The 13,723-nt window shown below is 72.4% G+C and carries 13 protein-coding genes; 5 read left to right on the top strand and 8 right to left on the bottom strand.

Annotated elements, in window-relative coordinates; genetic code table 11:
* Window positions 1-71 precede the first annotated feature (71 nt).
* Both ACIPJI_RS09145 and ACIPJI_RS09140 read left to right on the top strand, forming a co-directional pair.
* Complete coding sequence (locus ACIPJI_RS09145; RefSeq protein WP_402245312.1) at window positions 72-1,031, top strand: hypothetical protein; 960 nt, start codon at window positions 72-74, stop codon at window positions 1,029-1,031.
* 295 nt (window positions 1,032-1,326) lie between these two features.
* Window positions 1,327-1,755 carry an ATP-binding protein gene (locus tag ACIPJI_RS09140; protein ID WP_402245311.1) on the top strand — a complete coding sequence of 143 codons (429 nt, stop codon included), beginning with the start codon at window positions 1,327-1,329 and terminating at the stop codon, window positions 1,753-1,755.
* Between the two features lie 116 nt (window positions 1,756-1,871).
* On the opposite strand, the gene ACIPJI_RS09135 is transcribed toward ACIPJI_RS09140, so the two are convergent.
* Both ACIPJI_RS09135 and fdxA read right to left on the bottom strand, forming a co-directional pair.
* On the bottom strand, window positions 1,872-2,966 hold the full coding sequence (locus ACIPJI_RS09135; RefSeq protein WP_307708131.1) for a bifunctional succinyldiaminopimelate transaminase/glutamate-prephenate aminotransferase: 1,095 nt from the start codon (window positions 2,964-2,966) through the stop codon (window positions 1,872-1,874).
* A gap of 227 nt (window positions 2,967-3,193) precedes the next feature.
* Window positions 3,194-3,514, bottom strand: a complete 321-nt coding sequence (fdxA, locus tag ACIPJI_RS09130; protein WP_003985062.1) for a ferredoxin — start codon at window positions 3,512-3,514, stop codon at window positions 3,194-3,196.
* Window positions 3,515-3,628: 114 nt separating this feature from the next.
* On the opposite strand from fdxA, the gene ACIPJI_RS09125 reads away from it, so the two are divergent.
* Together ACIPJI_RS09125 and ACIPJI_RS09120 are read left to right on the top strand one after the other, a co-directional pair.
* The gene (locus ACIPJI_RS09125) at window positions 3,629-4,624 is read left to right on the top strand and encodes a GNAT family N-acetyltransferase (RefSeq protein ID WP_402245307.1); all 996 of its coding nucleotides are present in this window, start codon (window positions 3,629-3,631) and stop codon (window positions 4,622-4,624) included.
* A 17-nt stretch (window positions 4,625-4,641) separates the two neighbouring features.
* Window positions 4,642-5,475: a transglutaminase-like domain-containing protein gene (locus ACIPJI_RS09120; protein WP_402245306.1), complete on the top strand. Its 834-nt coding sequence runs from the start codon at window positions 4,642-4,644 to the stop codon at window positions 5,473-5,475.
* 112 nt (window positions 5,476-5,587) lie between these two features.
* Here ACIPJI_RS09120 and ACIPJI_RS09115 read toward each other — a convergent pair whose 3' ends face one another.
* From ACIPJI_RS09115 to ACIPJI_RS09095, 5 genes are all read right to left on the bottom strand, one after another.
* Window positions 5,588-5,953, bottom strand: coding sequence for a hypothetical protein (locus tag ACIPJI_RS09115; protein ID WP_356621302.1), 366 nt, complete (start codon window positions 5,951-5,953; stop codon window positions 5,588-5,590).
* 273 nt (window positions 5,954-6,226) lie between these two features.
* The gene (locus ACIPJI_RS09110; protein WP_402245304.1) at window positions 6,227-8,443 is read right to left on the bottom strand and encodes a hypothetical protein; all 2,217 of its coding nucleotides are present in this window, start codon (window positions 8,441-8,443) and stop codon (window positions 6,227-6,229) included.
* A gap of 233 nt (window positions 8,444-8,676) precedes the next feature.
* Window positions 8,677-9,090, bottom strand: a complete 414-nt coding sequence (locus tag ACIPJI_RS09105; protein ID WP_307708126.1) for a DUF6113 family protein — start codon at window positions 9,088-9,090, stop codon at window positions 8,677-8,679.
* Complete coding sequence (mshB, locus tag ACIPJI_RS09100; RefSeq protein ID WP_402245302.1) at window positions 9,087-9,974, bottom strand: N-acetyl-1-D-myo-inositol-2-amino-2-deoxy-alpha-D-glucopyranoside deacetylase; 888 nt, start codon at window positions 9,972-9,974, stop codon at window positions 9,087-9,089. The genes ACIPJI_RS09105 and mshB overlap by 4 nt, the downstream gene beginning before the upstream one ends.
* 23 nt (window positions 9,975-9,997) lie before the next feature.
* Window positions 9,998-10,192, bottom strand: a complete 195-nt coding sequence (locus ACIPJI_RS09095) for a hypothetical protein (RefSeq protein ID WP_005312422.1) — start codon at window positions 10,190-10,192, stop codon at window positions 9,998-10,000.
* Between the two features lie 169 nt (window positions 10,193-10,361).
* Here ACIPJI_RS09095 and ACIPJI_RS09090 point away from each other — a divergent pair, with 169 nt between their 5' ends.
* Window positions 10,362-12,521 carry a prolyl oligopeptidase family serine peptidase gene (locus ACIPJI_RS09090; RefSeq protein ID WP_402245300.1) on the top strand — a complete coding sequence of 720 codons (2,160 nt, stop codon included), beginning with the start codon at window positions 10,362-10,364 and terminating at the stop codon, window positions 12,519-12,521.
* A gap of 8 nt (window positions 12,522-12,529) precedes the next feature.
* Here the strand turns inward: ACIPJI_RS09090 and ACIPJI_RS09085 are convergent, their stop codons facing one another.
* A complete protein-coding gene (locus ACIPJI_RS09085; RefSeq protein WP_402245298.1) occupies window positions 12,530-13,684 on the bottom strand; it encodes a hypothetical protein in 1,155 nt (384 codons plus the stop codon).
* Window positions 13,685-13,723 lie beyond the last annotated feature (39 nt).

Below are 13,723 nucleotides of genomic sequence, written 5' to 3'. Positions count from 1 at the left end.
AAGCGGTCGTCGGCGGGTCTTGACCGGCACACCCCCCGGGGGCGCCCCCGGGGCTCCAGTACGGTGGGCGGGTGTCCGAGACCGCCTCTCCCGTCCGGCGCGGCCGCCTCTTGCGCATCGCGGCCGCGTCCCTCGTGCTGCTGGCCCTCATCGGTTACGTCGCGGTGCAGTACGTCACCGGCGGTGGGCCCCCGCGCTGTGTCGTCAGTACGGCCGAGGGCGACGGCCCGTCGTACGAGCTCACGGCCGAGATGGCGGGGAACGCCGCGACGATCTCCGCGGTGGGCACGACCCGCGGGATGCCGGAACGGGCGGTGACGATCGCGTTGGCGACCGCGCTCCAGGAGTCGGCACTGCGCAACATCGAGCACGGCGACCGGGACTCCCTCGGCCTGTTCCAGCAGCGCCCTTCGCAGGGGTGGGGGACGCCCGAGCAGATCCTGGACCCCGTCTACGCCTCGGGGAAGTTCTACGACGGCCTGGCCGAGGTGCCCGGCTACTCACGGCTGCCGCTCACGGTGGCCGCGCAGCGCGTCCAGCGCAGCGGTTTCCCTCAGGCGTACGCGAAGCACGAGCCGGACGCCGCGCTGCTGGCCGCGGCCCTCACAGGCCGCGCCTCCGCGACCTTGACCTGCGACGTCAAGAGCGGCGGCGGGCCGGGCGACCTTGCGCGGATCCGGACGGAGCTGACGCGGGCCTTCGGGCCGGAGGTGCTGCCGAAGGGCGGCAGCGGCCGCGGCCGCGCGGGCGACGCGGGTGCGCGTGAGGTGTCCGTTCCGGTGCAGGCCACGGTCGGCTCGGCGGAGACGGGTGACGGCGGAACCGGGGCGCACGGCGGCGGCACCGGCCGGGGCGGCGAGCGCGGCTGGGAGCTCGCGCACTGGGCGGTGGCCCGGGCCGACGAGCTGCGTATCGCGGAGGTCTCGTACGCGGGCCGCGTGTGGAGCGCCGAGGAGTCGGAAGAGGGCTGGCGTCCGGCGGACGGCGAGGACAGCGGCACGGACGACGTACGCATCCGCATCGCACGCTAGTGCCGCGCCACCCTCGAACGAGGCAGTCCGTTCCCCTCCGGGACGTGCTCTTCCGGGCAGCGGACCACCCCGGCGCGAGCACCTCGATTCCCCTTGAGAACAACGGGGAGTGACGGTTCGGCAGATGGTTTCCCCCTGCAGTGTTTGACCGTTTTTGCCCGAGAACGACCATGCGGCGCCTTACCAACTCTTTACCTTTGGTCACCGCAACTTTCCCCCCGCTCCCCCCGGTTGTCAGGACGTCCGAACGCCGGACACGCAGCATTCCGAACGTCCTCTCGTCTCAAGGAGCATCATGTCCCTCCCCCTGACCCGTCGGATCGCCCGTGCCGCGCTGCTCATCGCGGCGGGAGCAGCTCCCGTGGTCGGTGCGGCCGGCTCCGCAGGCGCCGTTGAACTCCCGCAGGCCCCGGTCGGCGGTCTTTCGGCCCTCGACGCGGACAACGTCGACTCCGCGGTCGACGGTGTCTCGAAGGAGACCACCAAGGTGGCAGGCAAGGTCGGCGGCAAGACCGTGAAGAAGGCCGCCCCTGTGGCGACCAAGACCGTCGGCAAGGCGGCCAAGACGGTCACTCCGGTCGCCAAGAAGGCCGCCGGTGACACCGCCGGGCAGGCGGGCGACCTGGTCGGCGGTGCCGGCGAGGGCGGCCTGCCGACCGACTCGCTGGCCGGCGGCGGCCTGCCCACCGGTGCGCTGGGCGGCGGCGGCCTGCCGATCGCCTGACAGCACGGCGCACACGCGCGGGAAGGGCCCGGGAGCAGCAGCTCCTGGGCCCTTCCCGCGCGGTGACCGGATCACGCCATGACCGGGTCACACCCTGCCCGCATGAGGTCCTGCGCTCATCCGAGGCGCTTGACCGCCGCCTCGACACGCTCGTCGGTCGCGGTGAACGCCACGCGCACGAAACGCTCGCCCGCCTCCCCGTAGAAGTCGCCGGGCGCGACCAGGATGCCCAGACCGGCCAGGTACGCGACCGTGTCCCAGCACGGCTCGTCGCGGGTGGCCCACAGGTACAGGCTTGCCTCGCTGTGCTCGATCCGGAAGCCGTGCGACTCCAGCGCCGTCCGCAGGGCCGTGCGCCGGGCCGCGTACCTGGCGCGCTGCTCGGTGACGTGCGTGTCGTCGCCGAGCGCGGCGACGGTGGCCGCCTGGACGGGGGCGGGGGTCATCATGCCGCCGTGCTTGCGGATCTTCAGAAGCTCGCCGAGCACGTCCGCGTCGCCCGCGATGAAGGCGGCGCGGTAGCCGGCCAGGTTGGAGCGCTTGGAGAGCGAGTGGACGGCCACCACGCCCGTGTACGAGCCACCGCAGACGTCCGGGTGGAGCACGGAGACCGGCTCGGCCTCCCAGCCCAGCTCGAGGTAGCACTCGTCGCTGAAGACCAGCACGTCGTGCTCGCGCGCCCAGGCGACGATCCGGGTCAGCTCGTCCTTGTCCAGCACCCGGCCGGTCGGGTTGGACGGCGAGTTGAGCCAGAGCAGCCGCAGGCCCGTAGGGTCGAGCTCGGTCGGGTCGTCGTAGACGACAGGCGTCGCGCCGCAGAGCCTCGCGCCGACCTCGTACGTGGGGTAGGCGAGACGCGGGTAGGCGATCCGGTCACCGGCGCCCAGGCCCAGCTGCGTCGGCAGCCAGGCCACCAGCTCCTTCGAACCGACGACCGGCAGGACGTTGGTGTGCGCCACGTTCGCCGCGCCGAGCCGGCGCTCGACCCAGGACACGAGCGCGTCGCGCAGCGCCGGCGTGCCCCAGACCGTCGGGTAGCCCGGCGAGTCGGCGGCCGCCACGAGGGCCTTCCTGATCAGCTCGGGCACGGGGTCGACCGGGGTGCCGACGGAGAGGTCCACGATGCCGTCGGGGTGGGCAGCGGCCGTGGCCTTGTAGGGCTCGAGCTTGTCCCAGGGGAAGACGGGGAGTCGCGAGGAGACTGCGGGCACGGCGGCGCTCACTTTCGGGTACGGGCGTCGTTTCGGGCTGTCGGTCGCGGCGTCGGACGGCGGGGTCGCACGAGGATCTCGGCGACGGCCGGGCGTGCCGCACGGGCGTGTCGGCCGGATCGCCGCTCGGGCGTGTCGGCCGGGCGCGCCGTGCGGGCGTGCCGCGTCAAACGCCTCGGTCCCGTACGGACGACGAACCGTACGGGACCGGGGACATGCGGACGGGATCAGCCGTTCTGCGGCGGCAGGGCGGCGATGAACGGGTGGTCGCGCTCGATCAGGCCGAGCTTGGAGGCACCACCGGGCGAACCGAGCTCGTCGAAGAACTCGACGTTCGCCTTGTAGTAGTCCTTCCACTCCTCGGGAGTGTCGTCCTCGTAGAAGATCGCCTCGACCGGGCAGACCGGCTCACAAGCACCACAGTCGACGCATTCGTCCGGGTGGATGTACAAGGACCGGGAGCCCTCGTAGATGCAGTCGACGGGGCACTCCTCGATGCACGCCTTGTCCTTGACGTCGACACAAGGCTGCGCGATGACGTAGGTCACGCTGTCGTTCCTCCTCGATAAGGGCTGGCTTGCGCGGGAGCGCGGCGTCGTCGATGCCCGCCCCTAGTATCTCCGTTCTTGGTAACGATCCGAACAGGAGGGGCTCACAGAGCTGTGGAATTCACTGCGGGCGGACGGCTCGAGATCAGGATCAGCCCTGCTGACGTGGGCAAACGTGTATCGGTCCGGCGCTTGAGCGACGCTGAAGCACCGGTCGCGAAGTTCACCGACACGGTCGGTGTTCTCACATCATGGACCGGGGGTGTGCTGGTGATCACACGCCGGACGGGCGAGAGCGTCCGCATCCCGCAATCCACGCTGGTCGCGGGAAAGGTCGTGCCGGCGGAGCCCGCCCGGCGCCGGGGTCCCGCGGCCGATTTCCAGGAGCTGGCCAGGGTGACGGCGCGCGCCTGGCAGCCGGTGGAGAGCGAGCGGCTCGGTGACTGGGAGCTGCGGGCGTCGGCGGGCTTCACCAGGCGGGCGAACTCGGTCCTCCCTCTCGGTGATCCGGGCATGCCGCTGGACGACGCGCTGGCGCGGGTGCGGGACTGGTACGCGGCTCGCGGACTTCCGGCGTACGTGCAGACCGCGACAGGCGCCGCCGGCACACAGGAGGAGCTCTGCGCCGAGTTGGAGGCGCGGGGCTGGCGCGCCGAGGTCTCGGCGCAGGTGCAGGTCGGAGGCCTGGCGGCGGTGGGCGACCTGGACGCGGACGTTTCCCGTGTCACGTTGTCCCGCTCGTTCGACGAGGCGTGGCTACGGCGCTACCAGCGGTCCGGTGTGCCGGGACCACATGTGCTGAAGGTCCTCGGCAGCGGCCCTTCCGTATGGTTCGCCTCCATACCCGGAGAGGGTGGGACCCCCGCGGCCATCGGCCGATGTGTGGTCGACGCACGGTGGGCGGGCTTCATGGCCGTGGAGGTGGACCCGGCGTACCGGCGCCAAGGGCTCGCGAAGGCGATCATGGCCGCCCTGGCGCGCAGGGCCCTCGAGGAGGGCGCCTCGGCCGCCTGGCTCCAGGTCGAGTCGGACAATGACGGGGGGCGTGCCCTGTACGCCGGTATGGGCTTCCGCGTCCATCACCACTACCACCACTACCGGGCGATGTAGGCCGGGGGTACGAGCACATGCACCAGAACGACCGGCGGTCCCGTTTCGCACAGGAGGCCCGCTCGCAGCGACCGGACGTGGCCCTGCTCTGCCTGCTCATCGGCGCGGAGGCCGACCCGTCGCTGGACGAGGCCGGCATGGACGCGGCCCAGATCGAACTGGACCGCCTGGCCGGGATGCTCCCGTACGGGCTGCGGGACCCTCACGCGTGGGCGGCGGCCGTCGCCGACCTGCTCGGCGGCCGGGAAGGCTTCCACGGCACGGCCGGCGACTACCAGCACCTGGAGTCCTCGCTCCTCCACGAGGTCCTGCGCCGCCGCCGGGGCCTGCCGATCCTGCTCTCCGTCGTCTGGACCGAGGTCGCCCGCCGCGCGGGCGCCCATGTCTACGGAGTGGCCCTGCCTGGCCACTTCGTGGTCGGCTTCGGCGATCCGGAGGATCCGGCCGGACAGGTCCTGGCCGACCCGTTCGCGGCCGGGCGTGTGCTCTCCGGCGCGGAGGCCGACCTCCTCGTCACGAGCGCCGCCGGCACGTCCTTGACGCCGTCCATGCTGACGCCCGCCGATCCGCTCGCGGTGGTCTCCCGCATCCTCAACAACATCCGCGCCTGGGCGGCCCAGCGCCCGGAACACTCGGCGGTCGCCCTCTGGGCCCTCGACCTCCTTCTCCTCCTCCCCTCCCACCCGGCCCGCCTCCGCTTCGAGCGCGCCCAACTGCTCGTCCAGCGGGGCGACTTCCTGACGGGAGCGGCTGAGATGGACGCGTACGCGGAGGTCGTGGACGCGGTCGAGCCGACGGCTGCGGAGGAGATCCGGGGACGGGCCCGGGCGGCCCGGGCCATGCTCAACTGAGCCTGCGCCGAGCGTGCCGGGGCCACGCCGGACCGGTCCTGCTCCCGGACCCGGCGAGGCCGCGGCGAACGGAGCCTGCCTGGCCACGCCGGACCGGGCCTGCTCCCGAGCCCTAGCGGAACTCGTGCACGACCTGGATCTCGCCGACGATGTGCGCGTTGAACTCGTCGAGCTCCTCGGCCGGCACCCAGAGCTCGAGGATCGTCTTCCCGCCTGCCTGCTGCACGGGATACCGCGCGACGAACTCGGACTCGACCTCGAACCGCGTCACGAACCCGGCGCCGTCGTGCTTGACGTTCCAGTCCCGGGCGATGCGGATCGCGTAGTCCTCGTTGAGCACGGGATAGAAGATCGGCTGCTCGGGCAGCCTCGGCGGCCACGCCCGCCATCCCGACTCCCGCACCAGCTCCAGCTCGACGGGGCCGGTGGGGCGCCACAGGGTCGTGGTGGGGGTGGTGGCGTGCTGCTGCCTGTTCATGATCCGCTCTCGGGAGTCGTGCGTGCCGGCTGTGAGCCCGGACGATAACCCGCGTGCTGCCGGACGGCCACGGCGTTTCCTGACCTCCGCGGCCGGGGGGCGGCCGGCGCCCCGCCTGTCCCGGCGTCGCCAAGGGATCTACGACCTCAACTTCCCCGTGATCCGGGCCCCTTGTCCGACCGTCAGGCGGAGACGACCTTGGATGCGACAGGCGGGGCGTGAATGACGAAGCCCCCCGCCCGGACCGGGCAGGGGGCCGTCGAGGCAAGCGTCTCAGCTCGGGTCGAGCTCGATGACCGCCGTGCGTTCCGCCGGGGTCTTGCCGCGCAGTGCCGGGCCCATCGCCTGGGCCACGTCGTCCGCCGAGACCTCGTGCTTCTTGCCGTCACCCTTGGTGATCATGATGCCGTCGAAGACGCCGTCGAGCAGCTGCTCGATCGCCTTCTTGTCGTAGACCTCGACCAGCCTGCCGTCGATCGGCTTCATGGAGAGGATCTTCGGCAGCGACTTCGCGGGGCCGAACTGGATCGACTTGCCGCCCGCCTTGATCGTGATCAGGTCGGACATCGCGGGCTCCGCGAACTCCTTCATCGCCCGGTCCAGCTCGGCCTGGGTGATGGTCGGCTGCCGGGTGGCGACCGGGAGTTCGACCAGGTCCGGTTCGCCGGTCTGCACCTGGGCGCGGTAGGCGTCCTTGACCGAGATCATGGAGCGACCGACGTCCAGCGTCTCCCCGGGCTTCCCGGGCACGGCGACGGCCTTGTTGGGCTCGAAGCGGATCGTGCCGTCGCTGGAGGACCCCGCGGTGCCCGCGAGGTCGGCGAGGGCGACGCTCAGCTTCTCCTCGTCGACGACGATCACCGGCTCGGCGACACGCTCGCCGCCGAAGAGCGAGCCGATGACGGAGACCGGGTTGTAGTCGCTGCCCGCGGCGGCGCGGACGGTGGCCTGGCTGTCCAGGGACAGTCCGGCCTTGTCGGGGTGGAGTTCGGCCTTCTTGCCGCCGACGGAGAGCTGCAGCGGCGCCTTCGCCCGCTCGCCCAGCGTGGCGTCGAGCTTGTTGACGGCCTCGTCCCTCGTGCCTCCGCCGATGTCGACGCCGAGGACCGTGGTGCTCTTGGGCACGTCGGAGTGGTTCAGCAGCAGCCCGGCGCCGTACGCGATGCCCAGCAGGCCGACCACGCCGGCGCCGACGAGCACCAGCTTGGAGCGGCCCTTCTTGGCCGGCGCGGGCCGGGGGGCGGGCCGGGCAGCCGGCTCGGCCGAGGGGCCGGGCACGACAGGGCCGCCGGAGCCGCCAGGACCTGCCGGGAACTCCGGGACGGAGAAGTCCCCGTCACCGGCCTGCGGGCCGGGCTGGGACAGGATCGGGTTGGGACCCGTACCGGGGCCCGTCTGCAGTCCGCCCGGCGGCGGGAAGGGCGAGCGGTGCCCGCCGCCCGGGACCACGGGGATGCCGCTGGTGAGCGTGTCACCGGAGACATGACCATGATCGCCGTCGCCTTCGGACGCGGGCTTCTGCGGGGTGAGCACCGCCGTGTCGTCGGACATTCGGGGCGTGTTGATGCCGGGCACCGGTGCGCCGGGGCGCTGACCGAGCGGCATGCTGCCGGTGACCGGGCCGGACGTCGGGCCCATGGGTCCGACGTCCCGTCCCGGCGCGCCGGGCGGACGGACGCCCAGCGGAGGTGTGTTGCGGCCGGGGGCGAACCCGTTGCCCTGGCCGGACGCACCGGGGCCGCCGCCGGACGCGCCGGGACGAGGGGCCGAGGGGTCGGAGGGCGCGCCGGTGGAACCTGCCTGCTCCGCGAGGGCCGCGAGGCCCGAACGCGGACCCGAACCGGCCCCGCCCGGACCGGGAGCGCCATTGCCGGCGGGGCCGCTGCCCGGCGCCGACGACGGTCCCGAACCGCCGCCCGCACCCGGCGAACCCTGCGCGGCCGCGCCCGGCGTCGGCGTACCGGCCGCCGGTGTCGCACCCGTGGCCGGCTTGCGTGGCGCGAACCAGTCGCTGGCGGCGGGCTTCTCCTCGGCCGCCGGTCCCGACGACCCTGCTGTCTCCCGGGCCGCTCCGGGGCGCGGTGTACTGCCCGTGCGCTCGCTCTCCCGCTCTGCGGTACCCGCGCCGCCCGAACCGCCCGACGACCCCGAGGCACCCGACGCACCGGTCCCGCCGGACGTACGGGAGCCGGTCGACGTGGCGGAGCCGCCGGAGGCGGGCCGGGCGTCGACGTCACTCATCGGCGTACGCATCACGACCGGCGGGATCGGCCGGGAACCCGGGATGTTGATCCGGATGCGCGTGGTCAGCGTCGTCTCGGTCCTGGGCTCTTCCGGCTGCTGCTCGGGGGCTTCCGCGGCCTCTTCCGGAGCGTCCTGCGGGTGCAGCGACGGATACTGGCGCGATCCGTACGGCGGTGTCCCGGAGGGGTACGCGGCTCCACCGCGCCCCTGGGGGCCGGAGGACGAACTGTCAGTTTCACGACTCAAAGCAGGTTCTCCCGGTTGGCTTCGCCGCCCGTTTCTTACTGGATAGCTACTGCTGCGGGCGGCTCGGCGGCGCGCACCACCATACTGGCCGCCGCCGACGAACACCCCGGGACTGTGGGAAGCGGCCTTCGGCCGACCGTACGGGCATGGTCAGTTCGACGGCTTCCCACTCCGTGGGTCGACCTACCCTAGGGGGCCGGTCGCACCGGGTGCTTGCTGGGTCCTGCGTTGTTCTATCCGCCAAGTCGGCCCGAGCCGCCGCCCGGTTGCGGCGCCCGCGACATGGTGGCACACATCACAGCGACCGCCATGCCGCCGAGCATGAAGACGAGCGGTCCGATCCCGGCGCCGAACATGGCGTCCCCTTCGGGCCGTCCGGTGCTCAGCACGACGATCGCGGCGAGCCAGCCCACGGCGGCGGAGGCCACGCCGAGCTGGGAGCCCGTCGCCCGCAGCGAGCCGATGAACAGGCCGGCGGAGGCGAGCAGGGCCAGCGCCAACCCGCCCGGGAGCCAGGCCGCTTGGACGAGTGAGCCGGCCGTGCCGACGATCGCTCCGAGGATCACCAGGGCGAGGTACGCCACGAGGCGGCCGGGCCTCGGGGGCTTCGGGGAACGGGTGAGCCAGGACCCGGGCGCGCTGCTCATGACGAAACCCCCGCGAAAAGGTCGTGCTCGCGCTCGCCGGGCTCCGCTCCCGATTCCCCGGCCACCAATTGGTAGTACTCGGTACTGAAGAGAGGTTGCCCCAGTTCGTTGGAGAGTGCGAAGAATGATCCGTCCACCACGATCTGGGTGGCATGCGCCCGCATCGCGGCCGCCTTGCGGTCCGCGTACGCGGTGCCGTCGATCTCGGCCGTGATCTCCGCGTCGTCCACGACACCGGGGACGTCACCGATCTCGGCGACACCGGGGAAGTCCGCCCCGGCGGCACGCAGCCGGGCGAAGCCCTCCTCCGCGACCGAGCGCGGGACGCGGTTCCAGTAGATCTTGGCGATCGAGTGGGGCGCTCCGAGGTCGGGCCGGAAGCCGGGCTCGGCGGCGAGGACGGCGGCTCGCATGGCCACACGGTGGGTCTGGATGTGGTCGGGGTGCCCGTATCCCCCGTCGGGGTCGTACGTCACCAGCACCTGCGGACGCACCGAACGGACGACCTCGACGAGATGTGCGGCGGCCTCGTCCACGTCCGCGCTCCAGAACGCCCCTTCGCGGTGGTTCTGCTCGAGTCCCATCATCCCGGAGTCCCGGAAGCACCCCTGACCGCCGAGGAAGCGGTGGTCGGTGACACCGAGCTCCTTCATCGCCGCGGCCAGCTCCCCGGCCCGGTAGGGGCCGAGCCGGTCCTCCCGATCCGGAGCGAGATGGGCGAGATCGTCCGGAATGACCTCGCCCTCCTCTCCGAGGGTGCAGGTCACCAGGGTGACCTGGGCGCCGGCCGCCGCGTACAGGGCCATGGTGGCGCCGTTGTTGATCGACTCGTCGTCCGGATGCGCGTGCACGAGGAGCAGACGGCGGTCGGGGAGATCCTTCATACAGGACACCCTAGAACGGGCGGTCAGAACTTGATGCCCCCGAGCATCCCCGCGACGTTGGTCGTCAGCTCGGTGATGGTCGGCGCGACCGACGAGCTGGCGAGGTAGAACCCGAGCAACACACAGACCGCCGCATGTCCGCCCTTCAGCCCGGCTTTCCGGATCAGTAGGAAGACGACGATCGCCAGCAGCACCACCGCCGAAATCGAGAGTGCCACGGCGGTTCACCTCCACAGATATTCGGTCGGGACGGGCCGGTTGCATGTGCCAGGACATGTGCCAGGAGGTTCATACCCACCTTGCGCTACGGATCATAACTATCCGTGCCTGTGCATCGATCGGTGCACGGCAGCACATGGGGGCGCACACCCCCTAAGGTTCGGTCGCATGACGTCGACGCAACCGCTCTCCTTCCCGCGTCAGTCCGCGCGGACGCAGCGCTTCACGCTGGGCGCCCCCCGCGCCTTCACGGTGTCGCCGGACGGTTCACGCGTGGTCTTTCTGCGCTCGGCCTCCGGAACGGACCGTTCGGGGCTCCTGTGGGTGCTCGATCTCGAGGGTCACGGCCCGCCGCAGGAGCGGCCGGCCGCCGATCCGCGGGAGTTGCTGGGTGGTTCGGCCGAGGAGCTCTCCGCCGAGGAACGGGCGCGGCGCGAGCGCAGCAGGGAAGGATCGGCCGGGATCGTCGCCTACGCGGTGGACCGGGCGGTCGAGTTGGCGGCGTTCACCCTGTCAGGGCGGCTGTTCACCGCCGAACTGCGGGCCGGCACCGCGCGTGAACTCCCCACGCCGGGGCCGGTGCTCGACCCGCGGCCGTCCCCGGACGGCCGGCTCGTCGCCTACGTGGCCGGCGGCGCGCTGCGTGTGACGGGCGCGGAGGGCGAGGGTGACCGTGCCCTCGCGGAGCCGGAGGACGAGCACACCGCCTACGGCCTCGCGGAGTTCATCGCGGCCGAGGAGATGGGCCGTTCACGCGGCTTCTGGTGGTCACCGGATTCGGACAGGCTGCTGGTCGCCCACGCCGACGAGCGGGACGTGCGGCGCTGGTGGATCCCGGACCTGGCGCATCCGGACCTGGAGCCCTCGAAGGTCGCCTATCCGGCCGCGGGGACGCCCAACGCCGTTGTCCGGCTGTTCTTCGTCGCCCTGGACGGGAGCCGGACAGAGGTGACGTGGGACCGTGAGCGCTACCCCTATCTGGCGCGGGCACACTGGTCCGCCGCCGGTCCTCCGCTGCTGCTCGTACAGTCGCGGGACCAGCGCACCCAGCTGTATCTGGCCGTGGACCCGGAGTCCGGCACGACCCGGACCGTGCACGTGGACGAGGACGACGCGTGGCTGGAACTCTTCTCCGGCGTCCCCGCCTGGGCCCCGGAGTCGTCCTACGAGCAGGGTTTCGGCGGCGGACGGCTGGTGCGCATCGCGGACGAGGGAGGAGCGCGGGTGCTCGCCGTCGGCGACCGGGTGCTGACCGGCGCGCAGTTGCAGTTGCGCGCGGTGCTCGACATCGGGGAGAGCGATGTGCTGGTCTCCGCGTCGGCGGGTACGGACTCCGCGGAGCCGGAGACCGGTGAGATCCATGTGTACCGGGTGAACGAGCTGGGCGTCGAACGCGTCTCCGACGGCCCCGGAGTGCATGCGGCGGTACGCGGCGGCGGGGTGACGGTCCTGGCCTCGTCGCGTACGGACGTCAGCGGCGCCCTCGTCCAGGTGCTCAAGGACGGCAAGCAGATCGCGGTGGTGGCCTCGCACGCCGAGCAGCCGGTGCTGCGTGCCCGGCCGACGCTGACCGAGGCGGGCGCCCGCCGGATCCCGTGCGCGGTGCTGCTGCCGTCGGGCCACCGGGAGTCGGACGGTCCGCTGCCGGTACTGATGGACCCGTACGGGGGACCCCATGGCCAGCGTGTGCTCGCGGCGCACAATCCGTATCTGACCTCGCAGTGGTTCGCCGATCAGGGTTTCGCCGTGGTCGTCGCCGACGGCCGGGGCACTCCGGGGCGCTCCCCCGGTTGGGAGAAGGCGGTCGTGGGCGACTTCACGCCGACGCTGGACGACCAGGTCGAAGCGCTGCAGTCGTTGGCCGGATCCTTCCCGCTCGACCTCGACCGGGTGGCGATCCGCGGCTGGTCGTACGGCGGTTACCTGGCGGCGATGGCGGTGCTGCGCCGCCCCGACGTCTTCCACGCGGCGGTGGCGGGCGCCCCGGTGACCGACTGGCGGCTCTACGACACCCACTACACGGAGCGCTATCTGGGCGACCCGGACACGCAGTCCGCGGCGTACGCGGCGAACTCGCTGGTCACCGAAGCCGGGTTGACGTCCGCGGAAGGCCCGGCGCGGCCGTTGATGATCGTCCACGGTCTGGCCGACGACAACGTGGTGATGGCCCATACGCTGCGGCTGTCGTCGGCGCTGCTGGCCGCCGGCCGGGCGCACGAGGTGCTGCCGCTGACCGGAGTGACGCACATGACGCCGCAGGAGCAGATCGCGGAGAACCTGCTGCTGCTCCAGGTCGACTTCCTCAAGCGCTCGCTGGGTCTCGGGTGAACCGGGAGCTACCAGTTCGGCGGCGGTGACGACGGCGGCGGCGGGCCGAACCCGCCGCCGGACGGTGAACCGGGCGGTGAGCTCGGCCCGGGGTAGCCGTAGCCGGGCGGCGCGGAGGGCGGGTACCCGTATCCGGGCCGGGCCGGCGGACCGCCGTAACCGGAAGCGGGCTGCGGATACCCGTAACCCGCCGGCGCCCCGTACCCGCCCGCGTCCGGACCGCCCGCCGGTCCGCTCTCGCCGCGACGCGTCAGCAGGACGATCAGCAGGAGTCCCGCGACCAGCTCGAACAGCGAGGTCGCGACGAGCAGTTGGTACTCCAGCGGCACCTGCCCGAAGTGTTCCAGGAGCCGTAGCCGGACGGCGGCGTCCACGCCGACCGCTCCGGAGGCGGTCATGGCCACGGCGACGACGGCTCCCAGCGGACGGGAGAACACGGCCCTGGCGAGCAGGCCCACGCCCGCCGTGAGGCCGAGGACGGCGGTCGTGGCGGCCAGCCAGCCCGAGGGCGGCGCCAGCAGCCGCTGTCCGACCCGTTCGCCGCCCACCAGGCTGTCGAGATACACCTCAGACCCGAACTGGTAGCCGAAGCGGAGCTGCCAGGCCGTGATCAGGGCGGCCTCCAGGAGCAGGAACGCGGCACAGAGCCAGGCCACGACGACGGTCGGCCTGGTGGGCGTCCGGTGGTGCCTGCCGGCGCGCGGACCCTGGCCGTCTCCCGCCTCGGCCGGGCGTCGTCCTGCCACGGCCGTGATGACGAGCCCGACGGCCAGCCCCAGCACGGCGAAGGTGCTGAACAGCGCCCGGGTGCGAATCGAGTCGGTGGGCTGGAGGTACGCCCAGGAGGCGGTCAGGACCCACAGGCTGGGCAGCCGGACGGCGAGGGTGAACACCGCGGCGGCGACCAGCGCGGACGCCGCCACCGACGAGCGCAGCACGGCGACACCGACACCCGCGTACACCGCGAGGAGCGTGCCGTCGAGGGGCGAGGTGGCCTGCGGGGCGATCCTCCACTCCCGCCGGGGATCCAAGGCCCAGTAGCGCCACAGGCCCTCGAGCCCGTCGGACACCGAGATGTCCCTGACGATCCACGCTCCCGTGATCAGGGCGAGCACGCCGCACAGCGCCGCTCCCGTGATCCTGGCCCCCCGCGTAAGAGTCACATCGACGATCCTGCATCGAGGCCATGGGCCGGACAAGGC

The organism is Streptomyces sp. NPDC086835, assembly GCF_044745705.1.
Classification (GTDB): domain Bacteria; phylum Actinomycetota; class Actinomycetes; order Streptomycetales; family Streptomycetaceae; genus Streptomyces.
Note: the sequence above shows the minus strand (reverse complement) of the source record. Positions and strands in the feature narration are given on the sequence as shown.

What these genes read in the sequence shown, in the direction of transcription:
- ACIPJI_RS09120 (WP_402245306.1), top strand. Translation starts at nt 4,642, where the DNA reads ATGCACCAGAACGACCGGCGGTCCCGTTTCGCACAGGAGGCCCGCTCG.
- ACIPJI_RS09090 (WP_402245300.1), top strand. Translation starts at nt 10,362, where the DNA reads ATGACGTCGACGCAACCGCTCTCCTTCCCGCGTCAGTCCGCGCGGACG.
- ACIPJI_RS09105 (WP_307708126.1), bottom strand. Translation starts at nt 9,090, where the DNA reads ATGAGCAGCGCGCCCGGGTCCTGGCTCACCCGTTCCCCGAAGCCCCCG.
- mshB (WP_402245302.1), bottom strand. Translation starts at nt 9,974, where the DNA reads ATGAAGGATCTCCCCGACCGCCGTCTGCTCCTCGTGCACGCGCATCCG.
- ACIPJI_RS09115 (WP_356621302.1), bottom strand. Translation starts at nt 5,953, where the DNA reads ATGAACAGGCAGCAGCACGCCACCACCCCCACCACGACCCTGTGGCGC.
- ACIPJI_RS09140 (WP_402245311.1), top strand. Translation starts at nt 1,327, where the DNA reads ATGTCCCTCCCCCTGACCCGTCGGATCGCCCGTGCCGCGCTGCTCATC.